The 18429-nt window shown below is 29.5% G+C and carries 17 protein-coding genes; 16 read left to right on the top strand and 1 reads right to left on the bottom strand.

Annotated features, from left to right (window positions below; genetic code table 11):
* Positions 1-346: 346 nt before the first annotated feature.
* The 11 genes from ABGT36_RS12130 to ABGT36_RS12080 all read left to right on the top strand — a co-directional run bounded on the left by ABGT36_RS12130 (position 347) and on the right by ABGT36_RS12080 (position 11443).
* Complete coding sequence (locus ABGT36_RS12130; RefSeq protein ID WP_087373371.1) at positions 347-1951, top strand: CTP synthase; 1605 nt, start codon at positions 347-349, stop codon at positions 1949-1951.
* Positions 1952-2061: 110 nt separating this feature from the next.
* Positions 2062-3564 (top strand): prolyl oligopeptidase family serine peptidase, encoded by a 1503-nt coding sequence (locus tag ABGT36_RS12125; RefSeq protein ID WP_346678213.1) that lies wholly within the window; start codon positions 2062-2064, stop codon positions 3562-3564.
* A 127-nt stretch (positions 3565-3691) separates the two neighbouring features.
* Complete coding sequence (locus ABGT36_RS12120) at positions 3692-4474, top strand: hypothetical protein (protein WP_346678211.1); 783 nt, start codon at positions 3692-3694, stop codon at positions 4472-4474.
* Positions 4471-5205, top strand: a complete 735-nt coding sequence (locus tag ABGT36_RS12115) for a hypothetical protein (RefSeq protein ID WP_087373377.1) — start codon at positions 4471-4473, stop codon at positions 5203-5205. The genes ABGT36_RS12120 and ABGT36_RS12115 overlap by 4 nt, the downstream gene beginning before the upstream one ends.
* Positions 5206-5277: 72 nt before the next feature.
* Positions 5278-5982 (top strand): hypothetical protein, encoded by a 705-nt coding sequence (locus tag ABGT36_RS12110; protein ID WP_346678209.1) that lies wholly within the window; start codon positions 5278-5280, stop codon positions 5980-5982.
* 56 nt (positions 5983-6038) lie between these two features.
* A complete protein-coding gene (gene ispF / locus ABGT36_RS12105; protein ID WP_087300591.1) occupies positions 6039-6521 on the top strand; it encodes a 2-C-methyl-D-erythritol 2,4-cyclodiphosphate synthase in 483 nt (160 codons plus the stop codon).
* 1 nt (position 6522) lies between these two features.
* Positions 6523-7953: a glutamate--tRNA ligase gene (gene gltX / locus ABGT36_RS12100; RefSeq protein ID WP_087300589.1), complete on the top strand. Its 1431-nt coding sequence runs from the start codon at positions 6523-6525 to the stop codon at positions 7951-7953.
* Positions 7954-8315: 362 nt separating this feature from the next.
* On the top strand, positions 8316-9116 hold the full coding sequence (locus ABGT36_RS12095; RefSeq protein WP_239406419.1) for an immunoglobulin-like domain-containing protein: 801 nt from the start codon (positions 8316-8318) through the stop codon (positions 9114-9116).
* A 2-nt stretch (positions 9117-9118) separates the two neighbouring features.
* On the top strand, positions 9119-9697 hold the full coding sequence (locus tag ABGT36_RS12090) for a rhomboid family intramembrane serine protease (protein WP_087300587.1): 579 nt from the start codon (positions 9119-9121) through the stop codon (positions 9695-9697).
* Positions 9685-10116 carry a DUF188 domain-containing protein gene (locus tag ABGT36_RS12085; RefSeq protein WP_296882891.1) on the top strand — a complete coding sequence of 144 codons (432 nt, stop codon included), beginning with the start codon at positions 9685-9687 and terminating at the stop codon, positions 10114-10116. The genes ABGT36_RS12090 and ABGT36_RS12085 overlap by 13 nt, the downstream gene beginning before the upstream one ends.
* Before the next feature lie 136 nt (positions 10117-10252).
* Entirely contained in the window at positions 10253-11443 is a 1191-nt protein-coding gene (locus ABGT36_RS12080) for a diguanylate cyclase domain-containing protein (protein ID WP_346678206.1), read from the top strand.
* Between the two features lie 56 nt (positions 11444-11499).
* Here the strand turns inward: ABGT36_RS12080 and asnB are convergent, their stop codons facing one another.
* The gene (asnB, locus tag ABGT36_RS12075) at positions 11500-13086 is read right to left on the bottom strand and encodes an asparagine synthase B (RefSeq protein WP_087300581.1); all 1587 of its coding nucleotides are present in this window, start codon (positions 13084-13086) and stop codon (positions 11500-11502) included.
* Positions 13087-13546: 460 nt separating this feature from the next.
* On the opposite strand from asnB, the gene ABGT36_RS12070 reads away from it, so the two are divergent.
* The 5 genes from ABGT36_RS12070 (at position 13547) to ABGT36_RS12050 (ending at position 18414) form a co-directional block, all read left to right on the top strand.
* Positions 13547-14374 (top strand): Cof-type HAD-IIB family hydrolase, encoded by an 828-nt coding sequence (locus ABGT36_RS12070; protein WP_087300579.1) that lies wholly within the window; start codon positions 13547-13549, stop codon positions 14372-14374.
* Positions 14374-14553 (top strand): DUF4250 domain-containing protein, encoded by a 180-nt coding sequence (locus ABGT36_RS12065; protein WP_087300577.1) that lies wholly within the window; start codon positions 14374-14376, stop codon positions 14551-14553. Before ABGT36_RS12070 ends, ABGT36_RS12065 begins: the two co-directional genes overlap by 1 nt.
* 144 nt (positions 14554-14697) lie before the next feature.
* Entirely contained in the window at positions 14698-15900 is a 1203-nt protein-coding gene (gene ilvA, locus ABGT36_RS12060; RefSeq protein ID WP_296882882.1) for a threonine ammonia-lyase, read from the top strand.
* 88 nt (positions 15901-15988) lie between these two features.
* Positions 15989-16762 carry a ChbG/HpnK family deacetylase gene (locus tag ABGT36_RS12055; protein ID WP_346678203.1) on the top strand — a complete coding sequence of 258 codons (774 nt, stop codon included), beginning with the start codon at positions 15989-15991 and terminating at the stop codon, positions 16760-16762.
* Between the two features lie 2 nt (positions 16763-16764).
* Complete coding sequence (locus ABGT36_RS12050; RefSeq protein ID WP_087373386.1) at positions 16765-18414, top strand: alpha-glucosidase; 1650 nt, start codon at positions 16765-16767, stop codon at positions 18412-18414.
* Positions 18415-18429: the final 15 nt, after the last annotated feature.

The raw sequence follows: 18429 nt of genomic DNA, 5'->3' as shown, positions 1-18429 counted from the left end.
TAGATGACCCCTCTCCCATATTAATCATCTATGCAAATTAGGAACATGAAAAATGTTCCTTTTTTTATACATTTTTGACATTAGTTCATATTATGTTCATAATTCTTTTGTATATTATTAAATGTCGTCAAGACAAGATAATAATATATATGTATAGGTCACCCCCTTCTTCCCCAAGTAATGACCTATACAGTAAAGGAAACTCTCCCCAAGTTTCCTTTTTATTTTATTAGTATATAATAAAAAATTCTTGCTTAGATAATAAAAATTTGCTAAAATATAAAAGGGCACCTGCATGTCTTCCTTAGGAAGGCATTTTTATTTTGTAATAGAAGGAGAATAAGTTATGACAAAGTATATATTTGTAACCGGTGGTGTTGTATCTGGTTTAGGAAAAGGACTAACAGCAGCATCATTAGGAAGAATTTTAAAACAACGTGGATTAAAAGTATTTATGCAAAAATTGGATCCTTATATTAATGTAGACCCAGGAACTATGTCACCATACCAACATGGAGAAGTATATGTTACTAGTGATGGTGCTGAAACAGATTTAGATTTAGGACATTATGAAAGATTTATCGATGAACAATTAAATCGTAATTCATCTATTACTACTGGAAGAATTTATAGTGATGTAATTTCTAAAGAACGTCGTGGTGATTATTTAGGAGCAACTGTTCAAGTTGTACCACATATTACTAATGAAATAAAAGCTAAAATTTATGCTGCAGCATCTAGTTCTAATGCTGACATTGTAATTACTGAAATCGGTGGAACAACTGGAGATATTGAAAGTTTGCCGTTTATTGAAGCAATTAGACAAGTGCGTTTAGATTTAGGATATGAAAATACATTGTATATTCATACTACTTTATTACCATATATTGGTGCTAGTCATGAAGTTAAAACTAAACCAACTCAACACAGTGTTAAAGAATTACGAGGACTAGGAATTCAACCGGATTTCATAGTTTGTCGTAGTGAAAAGCATATAGATAAAGAATTAAAAGATAAGATTTCTTTATTCTGTAATGTACCAACTCAAAACGTAATTTCTAATTATGATGTTGATGTATTATATGAGTTACCAATGATGTTATTGGATCAAAAAATGGATGATTTAGTTTTAAAACATTTACAAATTGAAGTACCTAAAGCTAATATGAGTGAATGGCAACAGTTAATTGAGCGAGTAAAAGGACTGAATGATGAAATTACAATTGCATTAGTAGGTAAATATACTCAATTACCAGATGCATATTTATCAGTAAATGAAGCCTTAAGACATGCAGGATATTATGAAAATAGTGTTATTAATATTGAGTTTGTTGATTCTGAAGAAATAACTAGAGATAATGTTGCTGAAAAATTAAAGAATGCTGATGGAATGATCGTGCCAGGTGGATTTGGTAACCGAGGTATAGAAGGAATGATCATTGCGATAGAATATGCTAGGGTAAATAAGCTGCCATTTTTTGGGATTTGCTTAGGAATGCAACTGGCAACTATTGAATTTGCGCGTAATGTCTGTGGTTTAAAAGATGCTAACTCAATTGAGTTTGATGAAATCTGTAAAACACCAATTATTACATTAATGTCTGATCAATCATTAATGGATATGGGAGGTACACAAAGACTAGGTAATTATCGTTGTGAATTAACAAAAGGAACTAAAGCACATAAATTGTATGGTAAAGAAATTATTGAAGAACGGCACCGTCATCGTTATGAGTTTAATAATGAATATCGTCAAGTGCTTATTGATAATGGTTTGATTATTTCGGGAGTGAATCCAGAACGTAATTTAGTTGAAATTATTGAAATTGAAGAGCATCCATATTTTGTTGCTTGTCAATTCCATCCTGAATTTACTAGTCGTCCTAATCGTTCACAACCATTATTTCAAGGGTTGATAACTGCGGCTCATAAAAGAAAATACGAACAATAAATAATATTTTTAGACATTTAGTACCATAATATGGAACTAAGTGTCTTTTTTTTATCTTTTAATTGTATCCGGTTACATTTAAAATGTGGATAGGAGTTAGGAGGAGAAAAATGAAAAAGTTAAAAAAATTATTTTTGACAGCCATTACTTTATCAATGACATTAGGATTAAGTTTTGGTAGTGTTAGTGCAACAACTGGCTTAGAAGTACAATCAATTGTAGCTAATACTTTTGTTGGCGATGGTCAAAGAGAAGTGAGTTCTTTTGAAATTGAGGTTAATGATGCTAGTTTGATTGCTGATTTAACAGCAGATGATTTTGATATTACTAATAATGTTAGTTCTATTCCTTATGATTTAACAACAGGAGAAATGGTAACTGACTATGTTGATGATGGTATTAGTATTGCCATTGAAGATAATACTATTGTAATGAATGTAAAATCATTCGATTATACTGGGAAATATAATGCCGATTTTACAAAAAATCCATGGCAAATTACTTGTGAAAAATATCCGGAATTAAGCTTCAATAAGGATAATGTAACTGAATTAAAAACAAGAACATTGGATAATGTAATTAGAGGCGAATATACATATGCCGGTCTAACAAGAGAATATGCTTTATACTTACCAAAAAATAGTAACGGTAGCTATAAAACAGATGTACCATTAGTAGTTTGGAACCATGGTGGTGGTGAATATGCTGGTGAAATAGAAAATACATTAGTTGCTAACCGTGGACTTACTGCATGGGTAGAAGCAGGTTATGAAACAGCAGTATTAGAAGTGCAAATTTCTAATGAAAATTATAGCTATGGAGCTGCCTTTGATGAATCTAAAAAGAAATTAATTGATCAAAATAACGCTTTACAAGCTGATTTGATTAAACAATTAATAAACGATGGTTATGTAGATGCTAATCGTGTTTATGTAACTGGTGCATCTAGTGGTGGTGGAGCAACAATGAGATTTGCTATGCAATATCCTGAACTTTTTGCTGGGGCTATAGCATGTTGTTCAATGGATCCAATTGTTTGGGTACATTTCAATTATCAAGATTCATATGAACAAATAGTTGCTAATTTTGAAAACGCTTTTCAAGGAAATGTCTATACTTGGGATGAATCACAAGGACAAATGGTTGAAAAAGCAGTTGATACACAATCTTTAATTAATTTACCAATATATTTCACTCATGCTGAAAATGATACAACTTGTTCTGTTACAAGTTCTAAAGCAATGTATGAAGCATTAAATAATTTAGGTGCAAAAAATAATCATTTAACAGTATGGAGCGATAGTGACATGGCTGAAGATGGGATTGCACCACAAATATTACACTGGTCATGGGTAAAAGTGTTGAATCATAATGAAGAAGGTAGTCCAATGAACTGGTTATTTAAACAATCTAAAGAAGTAACTGAAGTTCCAGAAACTCCAACTGTTCCAGAAACGCCAGTAGTCGATGTACCAGCTGATCAAAATCAACCAGTAGATCAAAAAGCAACAGCTGTAAAAACTGGTGATTCAAGTAATTCTGAAATATTTGTATGCTTAGCAGGATTAGCTATATTAGGTGGTTATTTATCAACAAGAAAAAGATTTGAATAAAATAATATCAAAAAATCGATGCAAAAAGGTGCTGGCTTGTAGCACCTTTTACTATGGTTATAAAAAATAAGTGTGATATAATATTATTTAAAGTAATTATAATATCAATTAATTGAGGTGAATAAATATGATATATACAATGACGATTTTGGATAATGTTTTAGATATTGCAAATAATTTTAATATTTCTAGTAATGATCGCTATATAGCTTATAAACTATTTGAATATTGTGATGAAATAGAAAAAATGACATTAACTGAATTTTTAGATAAGATAAATATAAGTACAAGTCAGTTTAAAAAATTTTACCAAAATTTAAATTGTAACAATTATAATGCTTTAAAAAAAAATATTACACTATGGTGTCAAATTCGTTTAGAACAATTAACTACACGTTGTAATTGGCAAAATATTATAAAAACTTCAAATATACTAATTAATTTAACTAATTATAAATCAGTAGAAGAATTTTTGGATATAAAAATAATCGATGATATTTGTTATCAAATAAAAAAATGCAATCGAGTTATATTGTATGGATCAGAGTCAATGGTTAGTTTAACGCATGATTTTCAAATAGATATGCGTTTGTTAGGAAAATTAGTAGTTAGAAGTTCATTAAATGAAGATAAAGCGATCTTTCCCAATACTGATGATTTTATTTGTTTTTTTTCTTTAACCGGACGGATAGTTAATGTATTAGGTGAGTCTACTAGAATAAATATTACTAATTCGATAAATAAAAAACTATTAATTACTCAGAATAATTCAATAATAACAGCTGATTATATTTTACGGCTGAACATGAAAAATGAGTATTATGAAACATATTATATTGTATTATTTTATTTAGATGTTATTAAAACAAGATACTATTATCTATATTATAAAAAGGAATGCGATAAATGATTTTAGGTAAAATATTAATGATTCAATCAGCAAGTAAATACGGTAGTGTTGATTATCAAATTTGTAAAAGTGTGTTGAGATTAGGTAAAAATATTGAAAAATATACTATTGATCGATTTGTTCGTGAAATAGGGGTATCTAAAACATCATTAATTAGGTATTTAGACAATCTAGGAGTAAATACATTTTCTTTGTTTAAAGAAGTCGTTGTTTTAGAGAGTATCAAAGGACTTACAGCTTTAGAACAAAAAAAAGATGCCTCTCAAAAACAATTTGATTCTACTGTGATTAATCTAGCGTATTTAATAAGTGAGGCTAATCGAATCTTGATTTTAGGTGATGGCAATTGTTTTGGTTTGATTTTGTATTTAAAAGGCTTTATTCATTTAGGCATAGATATGGAAATTCCAATATATTTAGGGAAAGAAGAGACTGTTTTTAAAGAATATGATTTAAAAGATGATGATTTAGTTATTTTCGTAAGTTTGCATGAGACTTTTGAAAGTTTTTTAAATAGCCGAACAGTCTATTACAATGATATTAAATATTTTCAATTTGACTGCCCAAGTAAGGTTGTTTTTATAGGCGAAATTGATTTTTCCAAAACTTGTTTAGTAGATTATCAAATATCAATAGAAACTGACGGACCTTTATATTATCGAAAAGCAAGATTAGAACGTTTGTTTGAAGATACGTTAAGCTGTTTATGTTTAAATTATGACTATATTTAAGCTTATCATTATAATCGGTTGATTCTTATTGATAGATTTTGGTATAATACATAGCATATTGGAGGCAATATTATGCTTAAGTTAAATACGGATAAAAGTTTGAAAGTAATAAAGAAAATAATTACGTTGTTTACAGCAGCAATGTTATTAACAGCGATTGTCTTTTTGTTTATTGGAAAAAATCCAGATCGTAAAGGACGGTTAATTTTTACTATTGGGCAATTATTGTTAATGATGGTAATAATAATTTTACCTGAACAGTTAAAAGAAAGAATTGGGTTAAAAATACCATTATTATTAGAAACGACATTAATGGTATTTGCTTTTTGTGGCTTTGTTCTTGGTGATGTTTTTGATTTCTATGGCAAGATTCCGGTCTGGGATTCGATTTTACATGCATTTTCAGGCGTTGTTTTATCATATGTTGGGATAGTTTTATTAGAGTTTTTTGTAAAAAAAGATAATGTGAATATTTCGATGGGAAATATTTGGATCTGTATTAGTGTTGTTTTATTTTCACTATCATTAGGTGCTTTATGGGAGATTGGTGAATATTTAGTAGATGATGTTTTTAAAACGAACAATCAACAATATATGAAAACTACACGTGGAACGTTATATAAAACAACCGATGAGCCTTTAGTTGGTCATGAAGCACTAGCGGATACGATGAAAGATTTAATGCTTGATTTGGCAGGTGCTACTGCCGTTGCTACAATATCATTTTGTAAAGAAGATTATAAACGTAAAAAGAACAAAAGAACAATAGAAGATTAAAGCCCCTAGAATATGGGGCTTTTTTGTGTTAGAATATGGCGTGAAGGAGTGAGAATATGTATCGAATTGGACAATCAACAGATATTCATCAATTAGTACCAGGTCGAAAGTTAATAATTGGTGGCGTTGAAATTGAATCAGAATTAGGCTTATTAGGTCATAGTGATGCCGATGTTTTAAGTCATGCCGTAATTGAAAGTATTATCGGTGCTTTAGGCTTAGGCGATATTGGTAAACATTTTAGTGACACTGATGAACGTTATAAAGGAATTAGTTCACTTGTTTTAATGGAAAAAACCTATGAAATGATGGATGAGCGAGGTTATGAAATCAGTAATCTTGATGCCCTTATTTTGATTGAAAAACCAAAGATGGCACCTCACATTCCAACAATGAAAGCAAACATTAGCCGGATTTTAAAATGTGATCCAGATAGAATCAATATTAAAGCTACTCGTGGTGAAAAATTAGGCTTTGTCGGTAAAAGTGAAGGAGCTGTCAGCCAATGTGTAGTAATGTTAAAAAAGAAAGGAATATAAGATGGAAAAAGTAAGAGTAAGATATGCTCCTAGTCCAACTGGACATTTGCATATCGGTGGTGCAAGAACTGCATTATTTAATTATTTATTTGCAAAACACTATGATGGAGATTTTATTTTTAGATTAGAAGACACTGATATTGAAAGAAATATTGAAGGTGGTGAAGCTAGTCAGTTAGATAATTTAGCTTGGTTAGGAATTGTTCCTGATGAATCACCTTTAAATCCTAATCCAAAATATGCTCCATATCGTCAAATGGAACGTTTGGATATTTATCGTAAATATGCTAACGAATTATTACAGCGTGGTTTAGCTTATAAATGTTTCTGTACACCAGAAGAATTAGATGCTGAACATGAACGTCAAGTTGCTGCTGGAAAAGCGCCAATGTACAATGGAAAATGTCGTAACTTAACAGCTGAAGAAGTGGCTGAAAAAGAAGCAGCTGGAATTCCTTATACAATCAGACTTAGAGTACCAGAAAATAAAACTTATGAATTTGAAGATATGATTCGTGGCCATGTATCATTTGAATCAAATGATATTGGCGATTGGGTAATTGTTAAAGCAAATGGTATTCCTACATACAATTTTGCAGTAGTTATTGATGATCATACTATGGATATTACACATGTTTTTAGAGGTGAAGAACATCTAAGTAATACTCCAAAACAATTAATGCTTTATGAAATGTTTGGTTGGCAACCACCAATCTATGGACATATGACATTAATTGTTAATGAACAAAGAAAAAAATTATCAAAACGTGATGAAAGTATCATGCAATTTGTTTCTCAATATAAAGATGAAGGTTATTTACCAGATGCAATGTTTAATTTCATGGCATTATTAGGATGGTCACCAGAAGGAGAACAAGAAATTTTTACTAAAGAAGAATTAATTAAAGAATTTAGTGAAAAACGTCTTTCAAAATCACCTTCAATGTTTGATAAAAATAAATTAACATGGGTTAATAACCGTTATATTAAAGAAAGATCATTAGAAGATGTAGTAGCTTTATGTCGTCCTTATTTAGAAGAAGCATATGATCTATCAACAAAAAGTGAACAATGGATCAATGATTTAATTGCTACTTATCATGATCAATTGTCATATGGTAAAGAAATTGTAGGATTAGTTGATTTATTCTTTAATGATGAATTAGTATTAGATGATGAAGCTAAAGAATTTATGAAAGATGAAAGTATTCCTAATACATTGGCAGTATTTAAAAAACATTTAGAAGCTGTTGAAGATTTTACTAAAGAAAATGTTCAAGCTTGTATCAAAGCAACTCAAAAAGAAGCTAAAGTGCGTGGAAAAATGTTATATATGCCACTAAGAATTGCAACTACTGGAATTATGCATGGTCCTGATTTAGCTAGTTCAATTTGTTTATTAGGAAAAGAAAAAGTATTATCTCGTTTATAAATATATAATAATTGTATTTTATTAAATCCACTAGATTGATCTGGTGGATTTTTTTTAAAACCAAAAATTATTTTTTAATCATAAATGTTTGGAAATACTATAGTTTATAAAGTGAGTATATGTGGATATTTTTTTAGATAAATAATCGTAATATTCGATTTAATATTGGTGAGATGGTATAATAAATATAGAGGGTTTAATCTAAAGTTCATATAGATTAAGTATGATATGTATCGAGCATAATGATTAAAAATTATAAGATATAAAAACTCTTAATTATTGATTATTATCATTGATTTTTGTATTGAAAAAGACTAATATATTCCGTGAACAAATTTATTGGAAAAGGAGATGATGATGACGTGAAAAATAGAATTGTTGCCGCAATTTTAGTTTTTTTTATCATCGTTGATACAATGCTGATTGCCTGTGCTTTTGATGTTTCTCCTTTGACAATAAAACGTGATGTTTTTGTCTATGAATATGGAAGTGAGATTTCTAATTTGCCACAGGATTATGTTAATGCTAACGAAGAAATATTAAAACAGGTAGAATTGGATTTTTCAGATTTGAAAAATGAAATAGGAAGATATCAAGTAGCTGCAACATATTTGGGTGTTGAATATCCTTTTGAAATCGAAATTGTTGATACAACTAAACCGGTATTTACTTTAAAAGCAGTAACATTCAATGTTGCTTTGAATACTGAAGTTTATGCAATTGACTTAATTGAAACAGTCGAAGATAATTCTGAATATACAGCATATTTTAAAGATAAAAATGGCGAAATCGCTACTTATAAAATTTTTAGTGAAAAAGGTTCTTATGTTGAAAAAATCTTTGTCGAGGATAATGCTGGAAATGAATCAGCCCAATTAAGAGTTAAAATAGTTGTTGGTCAAAATGGTAATAATCCAACGTTATCTGGTATTGATGATGTCGAGATTTTAAAAGATACATTGTTTGATCCATTAAACGGTGTAACTGCAACAGATGGAAATGGCAATGATATTACAAGTAAAATAAAAATCCTAAAAAATAATGTTGATACCAAAGAAGAAGGAGAATATGAAGTAATCTATTCGGTTACTAATGATAAAGGAAATACGTTACAAAGAACTAGAAAGGTAACAGTTTTAAAATCAAAAAAGTCAGGTGATTAAAGTTGATAACAAATGCGATAATTATAATATCGATTATAATATTTATCATTATTAATTTTGTTGATAAAAGTGATGATAAAGTTTCATTAGCAATTAAATATGGGGCATTTTACATGCCAAGGATTGAAATAAAAAAGGAATATTGGCGGTTTATAACTGCCAATTTTGTTCATATTGATATTTTGCATATTTTTATGAATGTGTACTGTATATATAATTTAGGTCATTTTTTTGAATATATTTTAGGAACAGGTCAATATTTATATTTAATTTTAGTAACTTGTATAGCTACTAGTTTGGCTTGTTATTATCAAGGAAAGCATTCTGTATCTAGCTACAACACTGTTACTTTGGGAGCTAGTGGTATTTTTTATGGCTATTTAGGAGCGATGATTGCTTTAGGTTTATTTGTTGGTGGATATTTTGAATATATGTTACAACAGTACTTATATATAATTGTTATAAATATAGCTTTTACACTTATGAATCGTCAGGTATCTAAAGCGGGTCATTTAGGTGGTTTAATTGGTGGCTTTTTAGCAATGATGTTATTGATCTGGTGTATGTCATGGCGATTTTAGTTGATGGTGATGCTTGTCCAGATCTTGATTTAATAAAAGATGTGGCAATCAAAAAAGCTCAAAAGATGATTGTGTATGTTGATTATAGTCATAATATTTTGGATGATTATTTTGTTACTGTTTTTTGTGAAACTGGTAAAGATAATGTTGATTTAGCGTTATTTAATGATATTAAAGAAGATGATATTGTTATTACTCAAGATTATGGATTGGCTTCATTAGCATTGACTAGAAAGGCTAAGGTTTTGCATGTTTCCGGAAAAATAATCGATAATGATAATATTGATGAATTGTTATTGTCACGTTATTTATCAAGTAAAGAAAGAAGGTCTAATGTTCATTTGAAAGGGCCTAAAAAAAGAAATAGTGAAGTTCGAAAGTATTTTTTAGAACAATTAGAAAGAGTCTTGGATGTATAAATGATTTTATACATCTTTTTTGTATAATAACAACTTTTAAGTTAACAATAATAATATTAATTATCACATTGATTGATATAAAAGAATATATCTTATATAATTGCAATATTATGGTAATAAGGAGAAAAGTATCGGTATGGATTTCAATGTTTATTATAAAGAGGTATTAGATCATATTCATTCAGGGGTGCTTTATTGTAAAAATGATCCCTATTCAACAATAATCTATGCTAATGATTACTTTTATAAAATGATTGGTTATACTGCTAAAGAGATTAAAGATAATTTTGATAATCGTTTTGCTGATTTAGTAGTTGATGATGTATCGGCAATATTAATTGCTATTGATGAAAAGATTTCTAAAAAAGAAGATTTGGATTTTGAATTTAGATTAAGAAAGAAAAATGGCGAAATTTTTTGGGTTCATGATACTGCTAAATATGATCGTGATAATAATTGCTGGTATGTAACTATTATGGATATTACTGAAATGAAAAGTCTGGATTATGAACGCGAACGATTAGAATTTTATTTAAATAGTATTCCTAATAAAATAGTAATTAGTAATGCCCAAGGTGAAATCATTTATAAAAATAAACGAGCTCAAAACTGTGATTATTATAATCAAGAAGCTAAGACATTTAAAGAATTAATTGGTAGTCATGTTTTAGGGCAAAGTTATGATGATATTTTTAATGCTGTAATTCATGGACAAACGATTAATTATGAAACAAGATTTCGCAGTCAGTTTGAATTTATTGGTCATGATAAGAATTATTTAATTCCAATTACTACTAAAGATAAAAAAGGTGTTAATTATATGCAGGTTAGTAAAAACTTGTTGAAATATAGTGATAGTTTGACATTGTTTCCGACCAGGTTAATGTTTGAATATTATTACAAAAAGTATTTTCAAATTAATCAGAATAAAGATGGTTATCTTTGTATTGTTGATCTTGATGATTTTAAAGCAATAAATGATAATTATGGTCACAATGTTGGTGATGAAGTTATTTGTGCAACAGCCTCAAGAATTGTTTTGTTATTAGAACGTGAGGATTATGTTTGTCGTTATGGTGGGGATGAGTTCGTCATTTTATTTTTAAATTGTGATAAAGAAAAAGTTGTTCAAAAAATAGAACGGCTTTTAAAGATGAGTAAAAAAACATTGGTCTTAAAGGGAAATAAAATTTGTTTAGGATATAGTGTTGGAGTAACAGCTGTGGATAATACAATTGATTTTAATCAGGCTTTCCAAAAAGCTGATCAAGCTTTGTATGAAGTTAAGCAAAATGGTAAAAATCAAGTCATGTTTTTCAAAAAATAAAAACCAAAATAAAACTTCTCTAAGTAATCTTAACTAGAGAAGTTTTATTATTAAGTTTATTTACCACTATCACCATAATTTTTTAAAACTCGAGCACTTGGGTCGTTTACATCACAGTTTTCCCAGTTTTTATTTGGCATCCAGAAATCTTTTACCCATTTAGCTTGATTAGGATAAAAAGATTCAAAAATGTCACGATATAGTAAAGATTCTTTTGTAAATGGTGTTGCAAAAGGATATTTCTTTTTAGCAGCAATAACATCGTCATCGCTATAAATACTTTCAGCATATTCTTTAAGATAATCAACCATAGAATGACCTACCGCATCAGAAAATGCCGCTTTTTCTCTAAATAAAATTTCATCTGGTAAATATCCCTGGTCTTTAAAAGCCTTGCGCAGTAGATATTTTCCTTTATTATAAGTATTCATTTTTTTAGCTGGATCAATGCTCATAGCATAATCGACAAAATCAATATCCGCAAAAGGTACTCGTCCTTCTAAAGCATGAGCAGAAATGCAACGATCAGCTCTTAAAACATCGTACATATACAATTCTTTGATTCTTTTTTTAGCTTCATTTTGGAATTCGAAAGCATTAGGTGCAAAATCAGTATACTTATAACCAAATAGTTCATCGCTTACTTCACCAGTCATTATTACTTTAATATCAGTATGTTCATGAATATATTTGCATAAAAGATACATTCCCATACTTGCTCTAATTGTAGTAATATCATAAGTTTCTAAATGGAAGATAACTTCTTTTAAATTGGTTAGAATATCTTCTTTGCTCATAACAACCTCAGTATGTTCAGTACCTAAAAAATCAGCTACTTGTCTTGCGTATTTCAAATCAATTGGATCAGTTTCCATTCCAATAGCGAAGGTTCTAATTGGTCTGCTGTTTAAACGAGCTGCAATAGCACATACTAGTGATGAATCTAAACCGCCACTTAATAAATACCCAATTGGGGCATCAGACATAAATCTTTTTTTAACGGCTTTTTCTAGTTTGGTTTTTAAATTAATCGCAATAGTATCCAAATCATCAGTGTTAATTGTTTTAGGATCACTTAAATCATTAAAACAAATAAATTTACCATCTAAATAATAATGACCTGGTGGAAAAGGCATAATATCATCACATAATGAAATTAAGCTTTTAGCTTCTGAAGCAAAGCAAATATCACCACTTGTTTTACTATAACCATAAAACATAGGGCGAATCCCCATTGGATCACGAGCAGCCATGATCTTTTTTTCTTTAACATCATATAAAACCATCGCAAACTCAGCATCAAGAAATTTACATAAAATCTCAATACCGTATTTATCATATAAAGGAATTAAAACTTCACAATCACTACCAGATTTAAAAGTATATTCATTTTCTAATTCCTTTTTCAAGATTGGATAATTGTATATTTCCCCATTACATACTAATACACAATCTTTATAAACAAAAGGTTGATTACCTTTAGATGATAAGTCCATAATTGATAAACGATTAAATCCCCAAGTGATTCCTTCGTTAACACTTACATGCTGATGATCAGGGCCGCGATACGCCGCCTGGTCTAGTGCATCATTAAAAACTTGTAGTTCGATATCGCTACTACCGACAACTAAAAATCCACACATAATTAATTTCCCCCTTAAAAATTAATGTTATAAATATAAAAACTCGCTAAGTAGCGAGTACCTTATAACCTATATTTTTCCTAGTTACATGGTACGGAAAATACTTCATAGAGTACTCGATACCCGCCAATGGTAACGTCATTGGTAACGTTCTAGCCTACTTGCAAAAGCTTTCGGTAGACGGCTCTTAGGTGTTCTTGGTAATCTACTCCACTATCAGGCTTGCACCAATCCCTGACTCGCTTTAGTTTTGATAGAAAACTACTCTCCTCGTCAATGCCTTTGTTTATTGAAGTTAGTATATACTATTTTATTATTAAAAGCAATAAAAAATAATTAATATAAATAAAATTTCTTATTAAAGAGTAGAAAAATTTTTAAAAAATGATAATAATTATAAATCAATTGACAATAATGGGTGTTTTAGCATAAACTAGTGGCAAAATAGTGAGGTATGAAAATGAAGTATAAAATGATTGCGTTAGATTTAGATGGTACATTAAAAAGTAGTGATGCTACGGGAAGAATAATCTTGCCCAAAACAAAAAAAATCTTAATTGAGCTTGCTAAAAAAGGAATTGTAATAGTTTTAGCATCAGGGCGACCTACTGCAGGTTTATATGCAGAAGCTAATGAGTTGCAATTAAATGACTTTGGTGGTTATTTGTTATCATTTAATGGAGCTAAAGTTGTTAATTATCAAACTAAAGAAGTTATTTTTCAAAAAATATTCGATGCCACAACTGCTCATTTAGTTTATGATCGAGCTAAAAAATATAATTTGGCAGTTATGACATATACTGATCAGGAAATTATTACTGAAGATAGTGCTGATCAATATGTACAAATTGAATCTAAAATAAATAATATGCCATTAAAACAGGTAGATGATTTCAAAGCGGTTGTTGATTATCCGGTAAATAAAGTATTATTGACAGGTAAACCAGAATATGCAGCTAAAATTGAAGATGAGTTTAAAGCACCGTTTAAAGATTCATTAAGTATTTATCGTTCAGCAGCGTATTTTATTGAAGTTATGGCTAAAGATATTGATAAAGCGGCATCGTTAAAAGTATTGGCTGATTCGTTAAATATTAGACCAGAAGAAATTATTAGTTTTGGTGATGGTTATAATGATCTTAGCTTAATAGAATTTTCAGGATTAGGTGTTGCTATGGGAAATGCTGTTGATGAAGTTAAACAGCGTGCTAATTATATTACTTTATCTAATGATGATGAAGGAATTTATGATTGTTTAAATAAGTTAGTAGAAAGAGGTGAAATTTAATGTTGCCAAATGATATTAATATGTTAGTAAGTATGTTAAATATGAAACTAAGAGATGATGATATGTCATTAGAAACAGTGATTGAAATTAATGATGGAAATAGTGAAGAAATAATGAATAAATTAGAAGCTAATGGTTTTTATTATGATGAAAGTAATAATCAGATAAAAGCTAAATAATATTATATGTGGTTGTTAAAAGACGAAGAATTATTATTTTCTTCGTTTTTATTATTTTCTAAAATGAAATTTTTGCTAAAAAATACTCTCTTTTACTTTTTAATGATAAATGCTATAATACGTTTATTAAGGGGGAATAGCCAAATGTTAAAATTAGAAGATTTTAAAGCTGCAAAAAAACGGGTTGATGAAGTAATTTTAGAAACTCATTTGATTCATAGTGATGCTTTTTCAGAAGAATGTGGCAATGATGTCTATATCAAACCGGAAAATTTACAGCGAACTGGCGCTTTTAAAATTAGAGGTGCGTATAATAAAATTGTAAAACTTGATGATGAAGCTAAAAAACGTGGTCTAATTGCATCTTCAGCAGGTAATCATGCTCAGGGAGTTGCCTATGCTGCTAATAAACTTGGAGTTAAAGCAACTATCGTTATGCCAAGCCATACACCATTAATTAAAGTTGAAGCCACTAAAGCTCATGGAGCTGAAGTAGTTTTAGCTGGTGAAGTATATGATGATGCTTACGCAAAAGCAGTAGAATTGCAAGAAAGCGAAGGTTATACTTTTGTTCATCCATTTGATGATGAAGATGTCATGGAAGGACAAGGAACAATTGCTTTAGAAATTTTAGATGAATTACCAGATACTGATATGATATTAGTACCAATTGGTGGTGGGGGATTGATTTCAGGAATCGCTGCTGCTGCTAAAATGATTAAACCAGATATTAAAATTATTGGGGTTGAACCTGAAGGGGCTGCTAGTGCTTCAGCAGCTATTCAAGAAGATCAGGTTGTTTTATTAAAAGAAGTAGATACAATTGCTGATGGTACAGCAGTACAACAAATCGGTTCTAAAACATTTAAATACATTAAAGAATATGTTGATGATATTGTTTTAGTTAATGATTATGAATTAATGGAAGCGTTCTTAGTATTAGTTGAAAAACATAAGCTTGTTGCTGAGGGGTCTGGAATTTTAGCGCTAGCTGGGTTGAAAAAATTGGATGTTAAAGGTAAGAAAGTTGTTTCATTAATTAGCGGTGGAAATATTGATGTGTTGACTATTTCTTCAATGATTAATAAAGGATTGTTATCTCGTGGTAGAATCTTTACATTCTCTGTTCAATTACAAGATAAACCAGGACAATTAGAAATTATTTCTAAAGTATTAGCACGAATGAATGCTAATGTTATTGGTGTTGATCATAATCAATTTAAAAACTATGCTCGTTTTTCTGAAGTGGAACTTCGAGTTACTGCCGAAACTAATGGACATGCTCATATTCAAAGTATTATTGATGAGTTTACAAAACTTGGATATACAATTACAAAAATCGATTAAAGGACGCATGTCCTTTTTATTTTTTTAAATAAATAGTTTTCCATTTTTTGTTGGCATGTTTTATAATATAAACATGGAGGTTATCAAAATGAAACAATTGCTAATTCGTGGTGATGATTTGGGATATAGTGAAGGGGTAACCATGGGAATGCTATCAGCTTATCAAAATGGGATAGTAAATAGTATGGCATTAATGGTTAATATGCCTTTTGCTAAAGAGGCAGTAGTTTTAGCTAAAAAGCATAAAGGTTTATGTTTAGGGTTACATGTTAATGTAACTAACGGAAAAGCTTTAGCGCCAAAAGATAAAATTCCTAATTTAGTTGATCAAGATGGCTATTTTATTAAAAGTTCAATTAGAAGAAAACAACTGGCTAATAATGAACAATTATTTAGCGAAGAAGAGACTTATATTGAGGCAAAGTATCAAATAGAGCGATATATTGAATTAGTCGGTGAAATTCCAGAATATATTGATGTTCATGTTTTAGAAATTGAACCTTTAATAAATGCGGTATTAAGAATTTATCGTGAGTATCAAGTACCGGTATGTTTATTTGATCAAACATGTTTTGATAATAATATTTTTAAACAATCTATGGCCCAATATGATTATTATAATGATCATGATTGTGATTTTGAAAAAGTGTTTATCGATGGACATTATCAAATTAATGAAGGAATTAATCTTTTAGTTACTCATCCTGGTTTTATTGACTATGATGTTGCAATAACATCATCAATGTTAAAACCACGATTATATGATTATGCTTTAGTTACTAGTGCTAAATTAAAAAAATGGTTAACTGATAATCAAATTGAAATTATTTCATTTAGAGATTTAAAAAAGGTAGGAAAATAAAAATGGAAGAAAAATGGTGGCAAAAAGAAGTTGTTTATCAAATTTACCCAAAAAGTTTTAAAGATAGTAATGATGATGGAATTGGTGATTTAAGAGGGATTATTGAAAAATTAGATTATTTTAGTGATTTAGGAGTAACTAGTTTGTGGCTTTGTCCGATTTATGCTTCACCAATGGATGATAACGGTTATGACATTAGTGATTATTACGATATTAATCCAATGTTTGGAACTATGGCGGATTTAGATGAATTAATTGAAAAAGGTAAAGAGCGAGGTATCAAGATTATTATGGATTTAGTAGTCAATCATACTTCTGATGAACATGCCTGGTTTCAAGAAGCTTTGAAAAATCCTGATAGTAAATATCGTGATTATTATATTTTTAAAAAAGGAGTAGATGGACATGCTCCTTGTAACTGGCGCAGTATTTTTGGTGGTTCAGTTTGGGAAAAAGTAGGGGATGATGAATATTATTTCCATGCATTTTCAAAAAAACAACCATGTTTAAATTGGGAAAATCCGACGTTACGTAAAGAAGTATATAAAATGATTAACTGGTGGCTAGATAAAGGGATTGCCGGATTTAGAGTTGACGCTATTAACTTTATTAAAAAAGATCAACGTTATCAAGATGGTGAGCCTGATGGTGAAGATGGTTTAGTATCTTGCATTCCATTTGCTCGTAATCAGCCAGGTATTGAAGTGTTCTTTAAAGAATTAAAAGAAAATACTTTTGCAAAATACGATTGTATGACAATATCAGAAGCTTATGGAGTATCATATGACAAATTAGGTATTTATATTGGAAAAGATGGCTGCTTCGATTCAATGTTTGATTTTAACTATTCTAATTTTGATATCGGAGATAATGAAGAATGGTTTATTAGAAAAGATTGGACTGTTAAACAATTCCGTGATTTAATTTTTACTTCACAAACTGAAGTTAATAAGATCGGTTGGGTTGGGACTTTTCTAGAAAATCATGACCAGCCTCGCTCGTTAGATAAGTTAATCGTTAATAAAGCCGATCATGGTTATCATAGTGCAACAATGATTGGTTCTATGTATTTCTTTTTAAGAGGAGTACCATATATTTATCAAGGTGAAGAATTAGGTATGGCTAATTGTGTTCGTCATTCAATTGATGAATATGATGATATTAGTACACATGGTCAATACGCTAGAATGCTTGAAGAAGGATTTAGTGAAGAAGAAGCATTAGAATTAGTTAATAAACGTAGTCGTGATAATGCTAGAACACCAATGCCTTTTGATGATAGTAAATATGCTGGTTTTTCTAATGTTGAACCTTGGTTAGCGTTAAATGAAACATATAAAACAATTAATGTTAAAAATCAATTTAATGATCCTGATTCAGTTTATAGTTTTTATAAGAAAATGATTGCTTTAAGACAAAAAAGCGAATATAGTGATGTATTAACATTTGGTGATTTCATTCCAGTAGAACATGAAAATGATTTGTTAATTGTTTATAAACGTAGTTATAAAGGTCAAACAGTAGTAAATGTATGTAACTTCTCTAATCAAGAACAATCATATTCTACTGATAAACAAATTATACTAAATAATTATCATGAATATGACCAAAAGACTTTAAAACCATATCAAACAATTATGTATGTAGAATAAAAGCCACGATTTCGT

The organism is Erysipelatoclostridium sp. An173 (genome assembly GCF_963931465.1).
GTDB lineage: Bacteria > Bacillota_I > Bacilli_A > Erysipelotrichales > Coprobacillaceae > Thomasclavelia > Thomasclavelia merdavium.
The sequence above is the reverse complement of the archived record's forward strand: the minus strand, read 5'-3'. Positions and strand labels throughout refer to the sequence as shown.